At 61.3% G+C, this 15,876-nt stretch carries 15 protein-coding genes; 9 read left to right on the forward strand and 6 right to left on the reverse strand.

The window, feature by feature from the left end; genetic code table 11:
• Positions 1 to 47: 47 nt before the first annotated feature.
• The 6 genes from ACXX83_RS13530 to ACXX83_RS13555 all read left to right on the forward strand — a co-directional run bounded on the left by ACXX83_RS13530 (position 48) and on the right by ACXX83_RS13555 (position 4,503).
• Complete coding sequence (locus ACXX83_RS13530) at positions 48 to 737, forward strand: GNAT family N-acetyltransferase (protein ID WP_458548748.1); 690 nt, start codon at positions 48 to 50, stop codon at positions 735 to 737.
• 4 nt (positions 738 to 741) lie between these two features.
• Positions 742 to 1,953: a GNAT family N-acetyltransferase gene (locus ACXX83_RS13535; protein WP_458548749.1), complete on the forward strand. Its 1,212-nt coding sequence runs from the start codon at positions 742 to 744 to the stop codon at positions 1,951 to 1,953.
• Positions 1,925 to 2,698: a ChbG/HpnK family deacetylase gene (locus ACXX83_RS13540; protein ID WP_458548750.1), complete on the forward strand. Its 774-nt coding sequence runs from the start codon at positions 1,925 to 1,927 to the stop codon at positions 2,696 to 2,698. The genes ACXX83_RS13535 and ACXX83_RS13540 overlap by 29 nt, the downstream gene beginning before the upstream one ends.
• A gap of 307 nt (positions 2,699 to 3,005) precedes the next feature.
• Positions 3,006 to 3,701 (forward strand): GNAT family N-acetyltransferase, encoded by a 696-nt coding sequence (locus ACXX83_RS13545; RefSeq protein ID WP_015094530.1) that lies wholly within the window; start codon positions 3,006 to 3,008, stop codon positions 3,699 to 3,701.
• 197 nt (positions 3,702 to 3,898) lie between these two features.
• Entirely contained in the window at positions 3,899 to 4,192 is a 294-nt protein-coding gene (locus ACXX83_RS13550) for a type II toxin-antitoxin system RelE/ParE family toxin (RefSeq protein WP_015094529.1), read from the forward strand.
• Positions 4,193 to 4,194: 2 nt separating this feature from the next.
• Positions 4,195 to 4,503, forward strand: a complete 309-nt coding sequence (locus ACXX83_RS13555) for an addiction module antidote protein (RefSeq protein ID WP_007973802.1) — start codon at positions 4,195 to 4,197, stop codon at positions 4,501 to 4,503.
• 14 nt (positions 4,504 to 4,517) lie between these two features.
• Here the strand turns inward: ACXX83_RS13555 and ACXX83_RS13560 are convergent, their stop codons facing one another.
• Positions 4,518 to 5,330: a class I SAM-dependent methyltransferase gene (locus ACXX83_RS13560; RefSeq protein WP_458548752.1), complete on the reverse strand. Its 813-nt coding sequence runs from the start codon at positions 5,328 to 5,330 to the stop codon at positions 4,518 to 4,520.
• 172 nt (positions 5,331 to 5,502) lie between these two features.
• Here ACXX83_RS13560 and ACXX83_RS13565 point away from each other — a divergent pair, with 172 nt between their 5' ends.
• The gene (locus tag ACXX83_RS13565) at positions 5,503 to 5,883 is read left to right on the forward strand and encodes a hypothetical protein (RefSeq protein ID WP_015094526.1); all 381 of its coding nucleotides are present in this window, start codon (positions 5,503 to 5,505) and stop codon (positions 5,881 to 5,883) included.
• A 16-nt stretch (positions 5,884 to 5,899) separates the two neighbouring features.
• Here ACXX83_RS13565 and ACXX83_RS13570 read toward each other — a convergent pair whose 3' ends face one another.
• From ACXX83_RS13570 to ACXX83_RS13590, 5 genes are all read right to left on the reverse strand, one after another.
• Complete coding sequence (locus tag ACXX83_RS13570) at positions 5,900 to 7,333, reverse strand: sigma-54-dependent transcriptional regulator (RefSeq protein WP_458548754.1); 1,434 nt, start codon at positions 7,331 to 7,333, stop codon at positions 5,900 to 5,902.
• Positions 7,302 to 8,795, reverse strand: a complete 1,494-nt coding sequence (locus ACXX83_RS13575) for a sensor histidine kinase (RefSeq protein WP_015094524.1) — start codon at positions 8,793 to 8,795, stop codon at positions 7,302 to 7,304. Before ACXX83_RS13575 ends, ACXX83_RS13570 begins: the two co-directional genes overlap by 32 nt.
• A gap of 103 nt (positions 8,796 to 8,898) precedes the next feature.
• Positions 8,899 to 10,011, reverse strand: coding sequence for an SCO family protein (locus tag ACXX83_RS13580; RefSeq protein ID WP_458548755.1), 1,113 nt, complete (start codon positions 10,009 to 10,011; stop codon positions 8,899 to 8,901).
• Positions 10,012 to 10,034: 23 nt separating this feature from the next.
• Positions 10,035 to 10,256 carry a hypothetical protein gene (locus tag ACXX83_RS13585; protein ID WP_458548756.1) on the reverse strand — a complete coding sequence of 74 codons (222 nt, stop codon included), beginning with the start codon at positions 10,254 to 10,256 and terminating at the stop codon, positions 10,035 to 10,037.
• Between the two features lie 184 nt (positions 10,257 to 10,440).
• Positions 10,441 to 11,886 (reverse strand): sensor histidine kinase, encoded by a 1,446-nt coding sequence (locus ACXX83_RS13590; RefSeq protein ID WP_458548757.1) that lies wholly within the window; start codon positions 11,884 to 11,886, stop codon positions 10,441 to 10,443.
• 275 nt (positions 11,887 to 12,161) lie between these two features.
• Here ACXX83_RS13590 and ACXX83_RS13595 point away from each other — a divergent pair, with 275 nt between their 5' ends.
• Positions 12,162 to 13,508: a hypothetical protein gene (locus tag ACXX83_RS13595; protein ID WP_458548758.1), complete on the forward strand. Its 1,347-nt coding sequence runs from the start codon at positions 12,162 to 12,164 to the stop codon at positions 13,506 to 13,508.
• A 35-nt stretch (positions 13,509 to 13,543) separates the two neighbouring features.
• A complete protein-coding gene (locus ACXX83_RS13600) occupies positions 13,544 to 15,793 on the forward strand; it encodes an Ig-like domain-containing protein (protein ID WP_458548759.1) in 2,250 nt (749 codons plus the stop codon).
• Positions 15,794 to 15,876 lie beyond the last annotated feature (83 nt).

Here is a 15,876-nt window from a genome sequence, read left to right on the forward strand (position 1 = left end):
CGCAGGAATCACTCCACTCACGGGTAATCCCGTCAGGAGCCAACAACATGAGTGCAATACACAAGCTCAGCGAACACATAAAGCAAAGAGGCCTGAGCGCCACCCTGAAAAAAATCTGGAAGCACTTCGTGTTTTCCCACCAGGAACTGCTGTGGATGGAACGTGACCTGGTGAGCCCCGTGCCACCGCACAAACTCAAGGCCTACCCGCCACTGCGGGTCGTCAACATCACCCCGCAGAACGCCGTGGCCTTCACCCGTCACTTTGGCGACCGGGTAGAGACCATGGCCGAACTGGCCCGCGAGGGTTACACCGGGCAAATGCACCTGGACGACAAGGGTGACGCGGTGGCCTTCATCTGGGGCGCCGCCCGCGACTATCACGACAAGCACTATTACGGTTGCTGGTTCCCGGTCAAGCCAGGGGAATTCTTCGAGTTCGGTGGTGAACTGACCAGGGCTTACTGGGGTACCCGGCTGTCGATGGACCTGCAAACCGAGCTGTGGAAAGCCATGCACGCCCAGGGCTGCAACAAGGTGGTGGACGTGTGCGAGTGGCACAACACCCCGGCACTCAAGCTGCATATACGCACCGGCTACAGCGAACAGGGACGGATCATGAACATCTACAAACTGTTTGGCCGCTGGCGCTTCTTCCGCGAAACACGCTACACCGGCTCGCGCCTGGAATCCTTGCGCAAACCGGCGAGTAAACCTGCCACTGCCGAGGCGACGTGATCCCATGACGCTACGATTCGAATGGCACACCTCGCTGTGCAGCCACGACTTTCCCGCTGCGGCTTACGAAGCGTTGCGCCAGTGCGTGACGGACCACACGCCGTTCAACACCCTGGCCTGGCTATGCGCATCGGAACAGGCACTCAAACCCGGCGAGCAGTTGCACGTGCTGCTCGGCTGGCAGGGTGACGAACTGGCGCTGTGCCTACCGCTGGTGGCGTCCGTGGAGCGCTTTGCGCGTGTGCCATTTCGGGTCCTGCATCATTTGGGCTATCCCCTCGCCGACCGCCTCGCGCTGCTGACCAGGCTGGACGGCGACGCTTCAGGCAAGGCGCTGAGGCAAATCCGCCAGCGCCTGCCCCATGCCTTGCTGCAATTGAACGAACTGGCCGGTGCCACGGCCCAGGCCCTGGCACCGTGGCAGTCGCTGAGCTCGACCGCCGAACAACGCCTCAGCTGTCGAGTACCGGTGCACCTGATCAGCGAGGCCGACCATCAGGAAGTCTCCGGCGATCCGCGCTACAAACTGCGCCGCGCACGCAAACGCATCGCCGCCTGTGGCGCCCGGGTGCGGCGGATTACCCCCGACGCGTTGACCATGGGGCCGCTGTTGCAGGAAATCAGTGAAGTCGAAGCCGTGAGCTGGAAAGGCGATGAAGGGGTCGGGATTTTTTCCGATGCACGCCATCGCCAGTGGATGGACCGCGCCTTCACCGCATTGGCCGCCCGCGGCCTGGTGCGCGTGGTGGTGCTGGAGCTGGAGGGGCGCTGCATCAGCTATCGCCTCGGCTTGCTGGAACAGGGTCGGCTGTACGACTACAACCTGGCGTTCCTGCCGCAATATGCCGACCTGGGCAGCGGCCGGGTGCTGCTCGAAGAGTGGATTCGCTGGGGCCTGGAAGAGCACTGGCAGTGGATCGATGCGTCGCGGGTCAGCCTGGAAAACTCCAGCCATCAACTGCACGAACGCATGACCGGACAACTGGAACACTGGCGCTGGAGTTTTTACTCCTGGCGCCCGGGCGGACTGGTGCTGGGGCTGGCCCTGCGGGTCTGGCAACGCTTCAAACCCCGATTGCAGCAATGGCGCGCCCGGCGCGCGGCGACTGCGGTCGCAACCCCGGCGCCCATCTCGACAGCGGCTGTCAAAACGCCTGCGCCTACGGAAAAACTCAAGGAGGCTGAACATGCCCCGGCAAGTGATAGTCAACGCTGACGACTTCGGCCTCAGCGCCTGCGAAAACGCGGTGATCCTCGGCGCGTTCCAGGCCGGGCTCATCAGCTCCGCCACCGCCATGGCCAACATGCCGGCGTTCGAAGCGGCCTGTGTCCTGGCCCGGCACCCGTTGCTCGAAGGCCGCATCGGCCTGCACTTCAACCTGACCTACGGCCGTCCGTTGAGCCAGAGCATTGTGCAGCGCCCGACCTTTTGCGACGGCGCCGGCGTGTTCGACCTCAACCTGCGCCGCACCCGCCTCTGGCTCGGGCGCCGGGATCGCCACGCCGTGCTCGAAGAACTCGAAGCCCAGTGGCAACGCTGCCTGGACAACGGCTTGCGCCCCAGTCACCTGGACTCCCATCAACACGTGCACAACATCTGGCCGATCGGCGAGATCGTCGCGCGCTTCGCCGCCCGCCAGGGAGTGCCCGTGCGTCTGGCGCGCAACCTGGGGCAAAACCTCAGCCTGCCCAAGCGCGTGTTCAAGGACCTGCTCAACCGTCGCCTGAGCCACCTGGCCGGCACCACCGCCGACTACGTGTGCACCCCTGTGGATCTGCGCAACGCCGCGCCGCCGCCCGACGGACTGCTGGAAATCGTCGCCCACCCGAACCGGCTCGGCGTCGACTTCGGCGATGCCTATCTGGAACCGGGAGAGTCGTTGAGTGAATTGCTGCAACAGCGTTTGCCGGGTGTGCCGCGGGTGGCCTATACCGCCGCTGGCGAGGCTGTTCTCGAATGAACCGTAATCCCCCCTGTGGGAGCGGGCTTGCTCGCGAAGGGGCCGTGTCAGGCGACATCATGGATGCCTGAACTGACGCCTTCGCGAGCAAGCCCGCTCCCACAGGTTTGGTGTTTTTCCTTGCCCCTTGAAAGCTCCGAAAGCCTTCAGGATCAGCAGCATTTTGACGCCTGAAAACTGTGTCAAGACTGATACACAACTTGAAATATATTGATGGCAAGGACACGGCCATGCAATTGCCACTGGTGATCTATACCCATCAATACCTTCACCACACACCACCAATCCTCGGTTAAAGGAGGGCTTCATGAGCGTACTCGACAAGCTTCACGAACACATCAAGCGCAAGGGTCTGGGTCGCACGTTCAGTACGCTGTGGAAGCGCTATGTATTCTTCCATTGGGAGTTGCTGTGGATGGAGCGCGACCTGGTCAGCCCGGTACCGCCGCACAAGCTGCGGCCCTATCCTCCCGTCCGCCAGGTGACCATCACCCCGGAAAACGCCACGGCGTTTGCCAAGCACTTCGGCGACCGCGTCGGGACCATGGCCGAGCTCGCCGCCGAAGGTCATACCGGACTCATGTACCTGGATGACGAAGGCCATGCGATCGGCTTCATCTGGGCCAGCACCCGGGATTATTTCGACCGTCACTATTACGGCTGCTTGTTCCCGGTCAAGGAAGGCGAGTTCTTCGAATTCGGCGGCGAAATGACCCGCGCCTACTTCGGCACCCGCCTGTCCGTGGATGTCCAGGTGGCCCTCTGGGAAACCATGGCGCTGCAAGGCTGCAACAAGGTGGTGGACGTCTGCGAGACCCACAACATCCCGGCCCTGAAACTGCACATCCGCATGGGCTACCAGGAGCAGGGCCGCGTCACCCACGTCTACGGCCTGTTCGGCCGCTGGCGCTTCTTCCGCGAAACCCGCTACAGCGGATCACGCCTGGATCCGCTACGCAAACCGGGGCGGCCGGTGGTGACGCAGGCGCAGGCCGAGGCTTGATTCCGGGGTTATCCGCTTTACCGTGTCGCCCCCTTCGCGAGCAAGCCCGCTCCCACATTTGATCTGTGTCGTTCACAAATCCGGTGTGGGAGCGGGCTTGCTCGCGAAAGAGTCGCCTACAACTTCCTCAGAAAAAAACCACCTGATCACGGAAATGTCTGACTGCTCATCTGTATCCATTTGGATACATTCGAGTAATGAATTATCTTGTCCAGCAAACCACTACTTTCGCAGCATGGCACGCCTCAGTTCGCGATTTGCGGGCCAAGCTAGCTATCGCTCGTCGCATTGACCGAGCATCTGCGGGTAATCTCGGCGATAACAAACCGGTCGGTGATGGCGTTTCTGAAATGCGCGTGGACGTGGGTGCCGGATACCGGGTTTACTTCACGATGCGAGGCGGTGTCGTCATTGTCTTGCTGGCCGGGGGTGACAAGTCATCTCAAACCGCCGATATCAAACGCGCAAAAAAAATGGCAAAGGAGGTTTGACCATGAGCCAGACTTTGACGAATTTCGACATGGCGGCACTGCTCGACAGTGATGAAGCCATTAGCGAGTACCTGTCTCAGGTACTGGCGGACGGTGACAACGAGGAGTTTCTTCGCGCTATCGGCTATGTGGTGAAAGCCCGTGGCATGACACAGATTGCCAAAGACTCGGGAATGGGTCGCGAAAGCCTCTACAAAGCCTTCGCGCCCGGAGCAAAACCACGTTTTGATACGGTCCTGAAGGTCATTCATGCCCTGGGCATAGATCTCTGCGCGCAGCCAGGGCACACGGTCAATCACTCAAATCTCTGATTTGATTCCGCGCGTTATGTCACTGGCTTCACCACCACCCAGGTAAAACACAACGGCAACTGCGCCACCTGCTGCTGATAGCGGTCATAGAGTTCTTCGCGGTTGGAGTGCGGGTATTCCTTGAAGTGACGGATCTGCAGGCCTGCGGCAATGGCGGCGCCGAAGAGGTCGCCCAGGGTGTGGACGAACCAGTAGGACGGCGCGGCCGGCTGTTCGATCTTGCCCTCGTAGACGATCGGTTCGTGCTGCACGAACGGTTCGCGACGGAAGTATGAACTGGCCGGACGAAAAGGATCGGCTGCCTCGGGGTCGAACATTTCCAGGAATGGGTGGGTTTCGTACACCACCAGCGCGCCACCCGGCTTCAGGGTACGCGCCACATGGCGGAAGAATTCGCCGATGTCCGGCATCCAGTTCAGGACCCCGATGGTGATCAGCGCCAGGTCGAAGCGCTCCTGCAGTTGCGCGGGCAAGCGGTGAATGTCCGCTTCGATGAATTGCGGCGCATGGGGCGAGCGGCAAGCCAGTTCCCGTGCCTGCTCGAGAAATGCGCCGGACTGGTCGACGCCCACCACGCTGCGCGCCCCCAGGGCAAACAGCGACAGGCTTTCGCGGCCGTTGTTGCAGCCCAGTTGCAGCACCTCCTTGCCGTCGACACCGGTCTGGGCCAGCAACGCGGTCAGGGTGTCGTCCAGGCAGGAAAAATCCGCCTGTTCCACGCCCTTCAACAAGGCGTGCCATTCGTTGGAGTCTTGGTGGTGACGGGCGGAGTCATTCCAGGCCTCGCGGTTGCTGGCGATGGCTTGTTCTTTTGTCGGCAGTTCCATTGCACGCTCCAGGGTTCGGGTTGTCGAATTGACCGGCCGAAGTCTAGATCAAGCCCATACTGACAGCTGTTGCGAACTTGTAATTCGCGCAGCGTCGACGCCTGCTCACGGCGCCAGCTATAGTTAATGACCATGGGGGAAATGTGGTTAAACCGATTTAGCAGGTGTTGCCATGAAAAAGACCGACCTGACGCTTTTGCTCCCCTTCTTCCTGAGCGTGTCCGCTGCTGCCCACGCCGACGACTTTCCAAACACCACTCAATACAGCAGTGAATTCAATTATTACGGCGCCGACCAACCCTTCGCCCACCCCGCACCACCGTCCATGAACTTCATCCCGCCGGGCTCATACATCCCGACCGCGCCCGGGGATTTCATTCCGGTTTCCAGCGAGCATGTGTTTTCCGACTCGCGCCTGCCAACCGTGGCCGATGCCACGGTCCGGGTGTTTATCCGCTCCTACGATCCGGAGCGTGGCGTGTATGTGAACCAGGAAGTCGAGAATCCCGCTTGCATGATGTCCTGCCTGAGACAGGGCCCGGTATTGCAGTGAACACCAGGGGCGTTCTCTACCACTGGCGTTTGTCCGGGCGGGCAAGACCGAGCTTTTCGATCCGGTAGCGCAACATGTCACGGCTAAGACCCAGCAGGCGTGCCGATTTGGTGACGTTCCAGTCTGTCTTGTCGAGCATCTTGCGCACCATGTCGCGCTCCACTTCCGGCAGGTTCATGGATTCGCCGCCGTTGTAGGGCGGACGCTGTTCGCTGAAATGTTGCGGCTCGTGATGAAACATCGGTGGCTCATCCACCAGGCTCAGGCAAACGTTCAATTGATGGGCAGCGATGGTGTCGCTTTGCGCCAGCAACACGGTTTGCTCCAGCATGTTGCGCAGTTCGCGTACGTTGCCTGGCCAGCTGTAGCTGAGCAGCAACTCTTCGGCCTGGTTGCTGAAATACAGGTTCGGCTTGCCGTAGCGTTTGCCATGCAGCCCCAGGAAGTGCCGGGCCAGCAGCAGGATATCGGCGCCACGGGCGTACAGGCGCGGCACCTTGATTGAAATGATGCGCAGGCGGAAAAACAGGTCGCGGCGGAATTTGCCTTGCTGGACCATCTGTTCGAGATTGCAGTTGGTGGCACTGATCACCCGCAGATCGACCTTGCGCTCCTTCACCGAACCGACCCGGCGAACGGTCCGGTCTTCCAACAGCTTGAGAAGCTTGGCTTGCAACAGCAGGTCCATTTCACCGATTTCATCGAGGAACAGCGTGCCGCCATCGGCCGCTTCCACCAGCCCCATGCGACGGTCCTTGGCGTCGGTGAAGGCGCCCTTCTCGTGGCCGAACAGCTCTGATTCCACCAGGTTGGACGGGATCGAAGCACAGTTGAATTCAATGAACGGGCCTTTGCTGCGCGGGCCGTCGAAGTGCAGTGCCCGGGCCACCAGTTCCTTGCCGGTACCGGTCTCGCCTTCCACCAGGACCGGCGGCAGATCGCTGTTGGCCATCCGCCGTTCGGCGTCGAGCAACTGGCTGATGGTGCCCTTGAGATACACCATCGGCGCCGACTCGCCAATCAGTGCCTGCACCCCCGACTTCTGGGCCTCACGCTCCTGATAAAAGGACAGCGTGCGCTCCATGCGGTCGGTCGCCAGGGCCTTGTCCAGCAGCAGCTTGAGCTCTGGCAGGGCCACCGGTTTGGTGACGTAGTGAAAGGCGCCCTCTTTCATTGCCACCACGGCGTCTTCGACGTTGCCGTAACCGGTCATCATGATCACTTTCAGATCCGGCGCGCTGATGCGCAGCTTCTGGATCAGGTCGTGACCACTCATGCCCGGCAACGAGTTGTCGGTCAGTACCACGTCAGGTGCGAAAGAACCCAATTGCTCCAGTGCATCTTCAGCCGAGTGGCAGACGGTCACCTCGAAGTCCTTGCGCTCCAGGTAAGTCTGAATATTCTCGGCGAGGATCTCGTCATCCTCGACCAGCAGAATGCTGTGCTCCATATACCCCTCCCGTTGCCACTTTGAAATTGAGACAAACGCGGGTTCCCTCCTGCTCCCGGCTGGTCAGTTCGACCGAGCCGTCAAACCGCTCCATTATTCTTTTGACCAGGGCCAGGCCCACACCCAATCCACCTTGTTTGGTGGTGAAAAACGGCTTGAAGACCATTTGTTGTTGTTGTTTGGACATCCCCTTGCCGGTGTCGGTCAGGATCATGCTCAAGTAGCCGGGCACCGAGGAATCGATCTCGATCGTCAGCATGCCCTCCTTGGGCATGGCTTCCAGTGCGTTAGCAAACAGGCTATTGAGTATTTGCGTCAGCAGCACCTGGTGGCTGACGACCGGTGGCACGCTGGCGGGAGAGAAACGCACTTCGACGTTCGAGCGCTTGATCAGGGACTCGAAGGCACTCAGGGTGTCTTCGATGGCGAGCACCAGGTCGACCGTTTCAAAATCGTCATTCATCGGCCGCAACGACACCAGCAACTCGCGCACCCAACGCGACATGCGGTCGACCTGATTGATGATGTCGCCAATGTTTTTCTGTGCCGGCTGGCTGGCGATGACCTGGGCCAGTTCGGCGCTGGAACGGATATTGGCCAGTGGATTGCGCAAGCTGTGGGCGACCGCCGAGGACATCTCACCCAGGGCGACAAAGGTTTCATTGGCGATCAGCTGTTTTTGCTGGCTTTGCAACAGCATCGCCGCACGCCGCACGATCCAGAATAACCCCAGGTAGATCGCCGCCCCGCCAATCAGGGTCGCCAGCCAGATCGCCTTGAAGCCACGCTGGATGCGACCCACCAGGTCCACCGGTTCCTTGTAGATCTCCACCATGGCAATCACTTTGCTTTTGTCGGCGTTGAACATCGGGATGTAGTTCTCGACGAACAGGTATTCCGGTTCGCGCAACAGGCGCTGCTCGGGACGCTCTTCATCGATCTCGTGGTAGCTGGTGGACACCGGCGATTTCATTTCGAAGGATTCATCCAGCTCATCGTCGCCTTCGATGCGCACGCCGATCAACTCGGAGTTGGTCGACCAGACCACGGTGCGGTCCTGGGCATACACCGTCGCCAGCAGAATGTCCGGCAGATGCTTCACATGGTCGAGAAACTCGGAGCGTACGGTGGCCCGGGATTCGGGAGGGACGTCGGCATAGGCATGGTCCAGTCGCGGGTCGAGCATTTCACCCATGGTCCTGCCCGGCGAAATCCCGGCATGACGGACTTCGGCCTCGCCAATGGCGTGGATGAACTGCGCGGTCAGCATCGAATCGCGCTCAATGCTTTCATCGACCACAAAGCGCGTGGAGATGTAACCCAGCCCCAGCGCCACCACGCCAATGATGAAAAAACTGGCCAGGGAGAACCAGCGCAGCAAGTTGAACTGGGGCAGCCACCCCTTGCGCGGAGCGGCCGGGGCCTGCGGCGCAGGTACTTTTTGTTGTTCCAGTATCTGCATGGGGTCTGTCCTGAGTTCTTGAAAACCAGCCTTTGCAGCCATGTATCCAGTCAGTGTAGGTAACATTGATAGCAATTGACCGGCCCACGAAACTATTTCGACGCTATTGCATTTGGGGCACGTTCGGTTGCGCGACTGAGTGATGCTGTTCAGGTTCCTCGCTACCACTGGCCAGTGGCGCCACTGGCGGATGCTGACGGTCGGTTTCTTCTTGCAGGAAGTCGATGATGGACTGGGCGGACTTCTTGTCCAGCCGCAGGTTGGGCATCGAGATCCTGTTGTAGCTTTCGAACAGCTGCATCGCTATCGGGTCCTTTTCCGCCAGCATGCGATCCGGTTCGCGGATCCAGCGGTTGAGCCAGGCCGGATCGCGCTGACGGGTCACGCCGATCAGGTCCGGGCCGATGCTGCGCACACCAATGCCCTGCCCGTCCGTTGGGCCGAGGCTGTGGCAAGACGCGCAGCGGGTGCGGAACAGCTCTTCGCCATTACTAGGGGGACGAATTTCCGGTGCATCGACGTAGCTTTCTTCCACGCTGGGCTGCTTCCAGTTCTGCAGGGTGTTGGCCAGTTGGTCGGCCAGAATCCACGGATTTTCGAACGGCGAGGCTTTCATCCAGCGGCCCGTTTCCTGGTTGCCGACGATCAGGCTCAGGTTGTGGTCCTTGTTGCGCCCGTTATCGACGCCGTCGATGAAAAGGCCCAGTTTCTGCCGCAGCTCGGTGACGTCGGCGAATTCCCCGGTGAGGAATTTCCACCCGGGCCCGACCTGGAAGCGTTGCGCATAAGCCTTGAGTACCTCGGGGGTATCGCTCAAGGGGTCGATGCTGATGGAGTAGAAGAAAATGTCCTTGCCGACCCTGTCTCCCAGCAGTTTCTGCACCTGACGCAGACGCGCGGTTTCCAGGGGGCAGGAGTCGCTGCACGTGGTGAAGATGAAATTGATCACCACCACCTTGCCTTTGATCATGTCATCGAAAAAACGCAGTTGCTTACCGTTCTGGTCGGTCAGCAGGGTGTTGGGGAAATAGTCGCCGCCCCACGGGGTGGCGTCCTCAACGACAGCGGATTCGGCAGCGGCTGCCGGAGCCGGTGCGGGCGTCGACAATGGCTGGCTGGCGACCAGCAACTGGCTGGCCAGCAAACCGGTCACCAACATCAGCACCAGGTGCATGCCCAAAGCTCGTGAGCGTGGTGAATGCGTCTTCATGTTCATGTCGACACCCTCCCTGTTCAAGTTCAGGACTGAAGCCGTTGCGATTGAGGAAGGTTGGCAGTGCGGCGCAACGGGCCAATGGCCGTCGGTGGAAACGGCAAGGGCGCCGCTGGCGTGGTGGGGTAAGCAAAACGGGCCTGCACTCCAGGCAACAGAGCGTTCTGCACCCGCGCGGTGTTGCGTGAGTCTTTGACCCCGTCAGGCAAATCGAAGAATTCTTCGCTGCACTGCGCTTTTTTTTCCATCACCAGCCGCCTTGATGTCGTGAAGGGGGGTGATGATGGTTTTGCAAGGATCTCGCCAGTTCTGTAACTGTTTTATGCAAAGTCATTAACATTTGATAAACAATGGCTTATCAACATCAATGCGCTACGACCGGGGAAATGACTGGGGATTTGACCCGATAACGGGGATAGTTCATCCCCATTTTCAGGGGACGAGATTAAATGAAAGCCGGACGGTGGTGCCCTCGCCTTCACGGCTATCGAGGGTCACTGCCCCGCCAAAACGCTCCATGATCCGCTTGACCAGCACCAACCCGACGCCCAGCCCGCCCTGCTTGGTGGTGAAGAACGGCCGGAAGGCCATGGTGCGCTGTTCTTCGCTCATGCCTTTGCCGGTATCGCTGACCGTCACGCTGACACGCTGGGCTTCGCGCGGCTCGATCCGGATGGTCAGTGTTCCGCCGTTGTCCATGGCTTCCACCGCGTTGGACAGCAGGCTGTTGAGGATCTGGGTCAGTTGCACGTGCTCGCTCAGGACCATGGGCGTCTGGTCCGGCTCGAACACCACGTTGACCCTGGCCTTGCGAATCTGCTGCTCGTAAGCCAGCAGGCTGTCGTGCAGTGCAGCCACCAGGTTCACCGGTTCAGCCTCGTCATTGAGCGGTCGCAGGGACTGGAGCAACTCCCGTACCCAATTCGACATGCGGTCGACCTGTCCAATGATGTCGTTGATGTTGCCGTGTGCCGGACCGTCGTCGAACTCTATCGCCAGCTCGGCGCTTGAACGGATGTTCGCCAACGGATTGCGCAGACTGTGGGCGACCGCCGAGGACATCTCCCCCAGCGCGACGAAGGTTTCGTTGGTGATCAATTGCTTCTGCTGCGTCGCCAGCAGGATCGCCGCACGCCGCACGATCCAGAACAGGCCCAGGTAAATCAGAGCGCCACCCAGGGCGGTCGCCAGCCAGATCAGCACCAGTCCGCGCGCCATGCGGTTGATCAGGTCCTGCGGTTCCTTGTAGATCTCGACCATCGCCGTGACGGTGGTGCCATCGGCGTCGAACAGGGGAATGTAATTCTCGAGGAAGATGAATTTGGGGGGCACCACGAACTTCTGCTCCATGCGGGATTTGTCCACATCGTGGTAACTGGCCGACACGGAAATCCTGGAGTTGAATGCCCGTTCGAGGTCTTCATTGTCATGAATCGTGGTGCCTATCAAGGACGGATTGGTGGACCAGATCACCATGCGGTCGGGGGCATAGATATTGGCCAGGATCACGTCCGGCAGCTTTTCGATATGGTCGAGGAATTCACCACGGGCACTGGCCCGAGCCAGCGGGTCGACGTCGGGAAAGTCCTTGTCTGTTCGTGGGTCGAGCAACTCGCCCATGGTCCGCACGTTGGGAATCGATACATGACGTACCTCGGCCAAGGCAATCGACTGAACGAACTGCGAGGTCAACAGCGCATCGCGCTGCACGCTTTCGGTAATCACGAACCGCGTGGACACCGCCCCCAGCGCCACCACCACCGTGCCGATCACCGCCATGCTGATCAGCGAGAACCAGCGCAGCAGATCGAACGGCTGCTTGCGCGTTCTCAAGCGGACTTCGCTTTCGCTCGCAAGCACTTTAGCGATTGTGGTCATGGACACCTTCCCGGTAACCCTCCATTGGTTTATAGCCCACCCAAGACAGTTTGCCCGAACCTGGGGACTGCGGTTCCCCTGCGTCCCTGCGCCTCCTTTGCCCCAATGTTGGGGACAACCGCCCGTTTGATCACTTCCCGGTCTATCGGCCGCGACTGCGCCAGCGCCTTCGTTCAGGCCTCTGCCGGGCGTTTTCGCTGATTGGTATGGAAGTTGCCCCTCGCTGTCAGCTGACCCATCCCCAAAGGGCAGGTACTTCGACAGAGGGAATACCCATGCACCCTTTTCTGTGCAAAACCGCGACTGCGCTGGGCGTGATCGCTCTAGCCCAAGGCATCGCCCAGGCAGCGCTGTTTGCTGTAGACCCCGGACCCTACCTGCCAGCCAATGGCAATTTCGCCGCCTGGTATCAAGATGCCCACGGCCGAACACTTGATCTGTGTCTGTCAAAGGCTGTCAGTTCCAGGGTTACCAGCGCGCCTGGCGCCCCGACTTACATGTGCTCTTTGATCCCTAACCCCGGGATTTTCGACGACACCCAACCGTTGGTCTTCCCGACCAATTTCCCCGACGAAGCGTTCTGGGCGACAGGCGAAACGACCATCGTCGACGCCGCCCGAGGCATCGACTTGACCTATGTCTCGGCGCTCGAAGCCGCCTTCAGCGGGGGTGATCCGCTGGAGGGCGAGCAGATCAGCTTCGCCCGTATCCGTATCCGCGTCGACGTGCCCGTCGCCGGCACCTATGTCATCACCCACCCCTATGGCGTCGAGGTATTCAATATTGACACCCCCGGCCGGCGGGCGATCAACATGACCCGGGACATCGGCATCGGTGCGCCAAAAACCTATGACGGCGCGCTCAAGGGTGACGTCGGGCCGTTCCTGCGCAGCGTCAACGGCCCCTACACCGAGACCAACCCGAGCACGGGCCAGGCGGAAATATTCGTCGGCGATCCGAACCTCAACGAAGCCGTGACCGGCAGCCCGTTCAACACCAACTACGTGCGTATCGAAGGCCCCAATGGCCTGGACTTGCGTACCAACCTCTTCGCCGTTTCCGGCAAGTTGTCATCGGTGGTCCGGCCGACCCCGGTGATCGCCGAACGCAGCACCTACTCGCGACATGCCGGCGCCAGCGCACCGGTGGCCCAGCAGGATGTGTTCGTGCTGGCCCCACCGCCACCGGCCAGTGTGACCCTGACCAGCAACAACCCGATCCTGAGCTTCTCCGAAGCGAACACCACCGGCCACTGGTATGCGCAGTCGCCGAACAATCCGACCCTGCCGAGCACCTTGCAGGTGACCGCCGACAACCACCTGGCGATCACCAGCAGCACGCCGACCGTCTTGCCCATGCCGCTGACCGACCTGGTGACGATCTCACGTGCCGAGTACAGCCTGAGCACCGGGCAAATCAGCATCACGGCCTCGACCAGCGACGAAACCTCACCACCGGTGCTCACCGCTACCACCGGCTCCGGTCTTGCCATCGGCGCCCTGAGTGGCGACGGCGCCGTGAAAAGCCTGGCCACCGGCATCACGCCGATTCCGCCAGCCCAGGTTCGCGTGACGTCATCCAATGGCGGCAGCGATAGCGAAGAAGTGGTCATCGTGCAATGAACGCCCACATGCCCGGATCCTCATCAGGAGGCATCATGAACAAATGGCCACGCCTGGCGGTCAACGCCCTGGGACTGACTCTATTGCTGTCCGGCAGTGCCTTCGCGCAACTCGCCGCCGTCGATCCCGGCCCCTACACCTTTGCCACCGGGAAATTCCCCATCTGGTATCAGGACAACAATCAGCTGTCGATGGAGCTGTGCCAGTCCCGCGCCGTCAGCACACGGGTCGCTGCCAGTGTGCCACCGGCGTACATGTGCACCCTGCTGCCGACACCCGGGATTTTCGACGACACCCAGCCGATGGTGTTCCCGGATAACTGGCCGGACGAAGCCTTCTGGTACCTGGCCGAGACCAGCATCCCCGACAATGCCGCCGGCTATGGCATGGACGCTTATGTCGCCGGGATCGAGGCTGCATTTGCCGGCGGCAACCCGGTCGACGGCGACCAGATCAGCTTCGCGCGAATTCGCATGCGGATAAATGTTCCCACTGCCGGGACCTACACCATTACCCACCCCTATGGTGTGGAAACGGTCAACGTCACCACTCCCGGACGTCGTGCGATCAACATCACCAGGGACGTCGGCATCGGTGCACCGGGGGTTTTCAGCGGTGCGGTCAACGGCGCGATCGGGCCGTTCCTGCGCAGCGTCAACGGCCCCTACACCGCGGTGAATCCGGACACCGGCGCCATCGAAACCTTCATCGGCGACCCGAACCTCACCGAGACCGTGACCGGCAGCCCCAACAACACCAACTTCGTACGCATCCAGGGCCCGGCCGGGACCCTGCAGACCAACCTCTTCACCGTGGCCGGCAAGGTGCTCGACAGCCGCGCGCAAACCGCGGTGGACATGAGCCGTGCCACCTACCGGCGCACCGCCGGCACGGGGGGCAACAACACCCGGGTCGAAGTGTTCGCCAAAGCCGACAATGGTTCGACCCTGTGCTTTCGCGAAAGCATCGCCCTGGTGCCCGGTCCGCCGCCGACGCCATGCCAAACCAACATGGTGAGCGATGACAACGGCACATTCTTCGCCCAGCATCTGCTGGCCAACGGCACCGTGCCGCCGGTCGTGGTGGTCACCGCCACCAACCCGGCCGGCACCACCCGCCCGACCACGGTGTCGAGCAAGCTCTCGGACCTGGTGAAAATCCAGACCGCCAGTTATAGCTGGAGCAATCACAGCCTGCTGATCGAGGCCACCTCCACAGACGAAGTGGTGGTACCGGACATGGTCGCCCAGGGTTACGGACGGCTGTCGAAAACCGGCACCCTGCAACGTCTGACGGTGGCTGACCTGTCCCAACCACCTGCAACCGTCACGGTGAAATCCGCCGCCGGCGGCAGTGACACCGAGCCGGTCGCAGTCGTCGGCACTGCACCGGACACCGGCGCGAACCAGGCACCGATCAGCGTCGCCGATACCGGCACCACCAGCTTCGGCGTGCCGATCACCCTCAATCTGCTGGCCAACGACAGTGACCCTGATGGCAACACGCCGCTGAGCATTACCGCGCTGACCCCACCGGCCGCCGGCCAGGGCACCGTGGCATTGAGCGGCACCACGGCGGTGGTCTACACACCTCCCGCCGTGGTCAACGCGCCGCTGACCGCGACCTTCACCTACAAGGCCCAGGACGTCAAAGGCCTGGCCTCGACGACCGCGGCAACCGTGACCATTACCGTGGCGCCTAACCGGCCTCCGGTGGCGGTCGCCGATGCCGTCACGACACTGGGTGTGGCGATCCCGATCAGCGTGCTGGCCAACGACACCGATCCGGAAGGCAACCTGCCGCTGGCCGTCGCCAGCTTCACTCCACCACCGACAGGTCGCGGCACCGTCAGCAGCAGCGGCACGGTGCTCACCTACACCCCACCGGCCTCCGTCCCCACGGCCTTCACCACGACCTTCACCTACTTCGCCCGGGACAGCTTCGGCGCCGTGTCGACGACACCGGCCACGGTCACGGTGCAAGTCTCGCCGCGGCCTGTTGCGGAAACCTTCGCAGTGACCACCGCAACGGTCAGAGCCCGCTCCAACAACCGCTTCACCTGGGACTTTGCCGGCACCTCATCGGTGACCACCGGCAACACCATCACCGTCAAGGTCACTACCACTGCCGGGCTGGTCACCCTGGGCACCACCTCCGTACCGGTGAATGGGCGCTGGAAGTTGACGCTGAACAACACCACCACGGTGGTTCCGTCGGCCAACCCGACTGCCACGATCAGCTCGTCCCAAGGCTCCGTGCGCACGGTGCCGGTGATCGCCAACTGAGCCCGCGCCCCATCAGCCACGCTGGTTGATGGGGCCGGTTTCCCTGTAGGAGCTGCCGCAGGCTGCGATCTTTTGATTTTTGA

The sequence above is a fragment of the Pseudomonas sp. GNP012 genome (assembly GCF_054343835.1).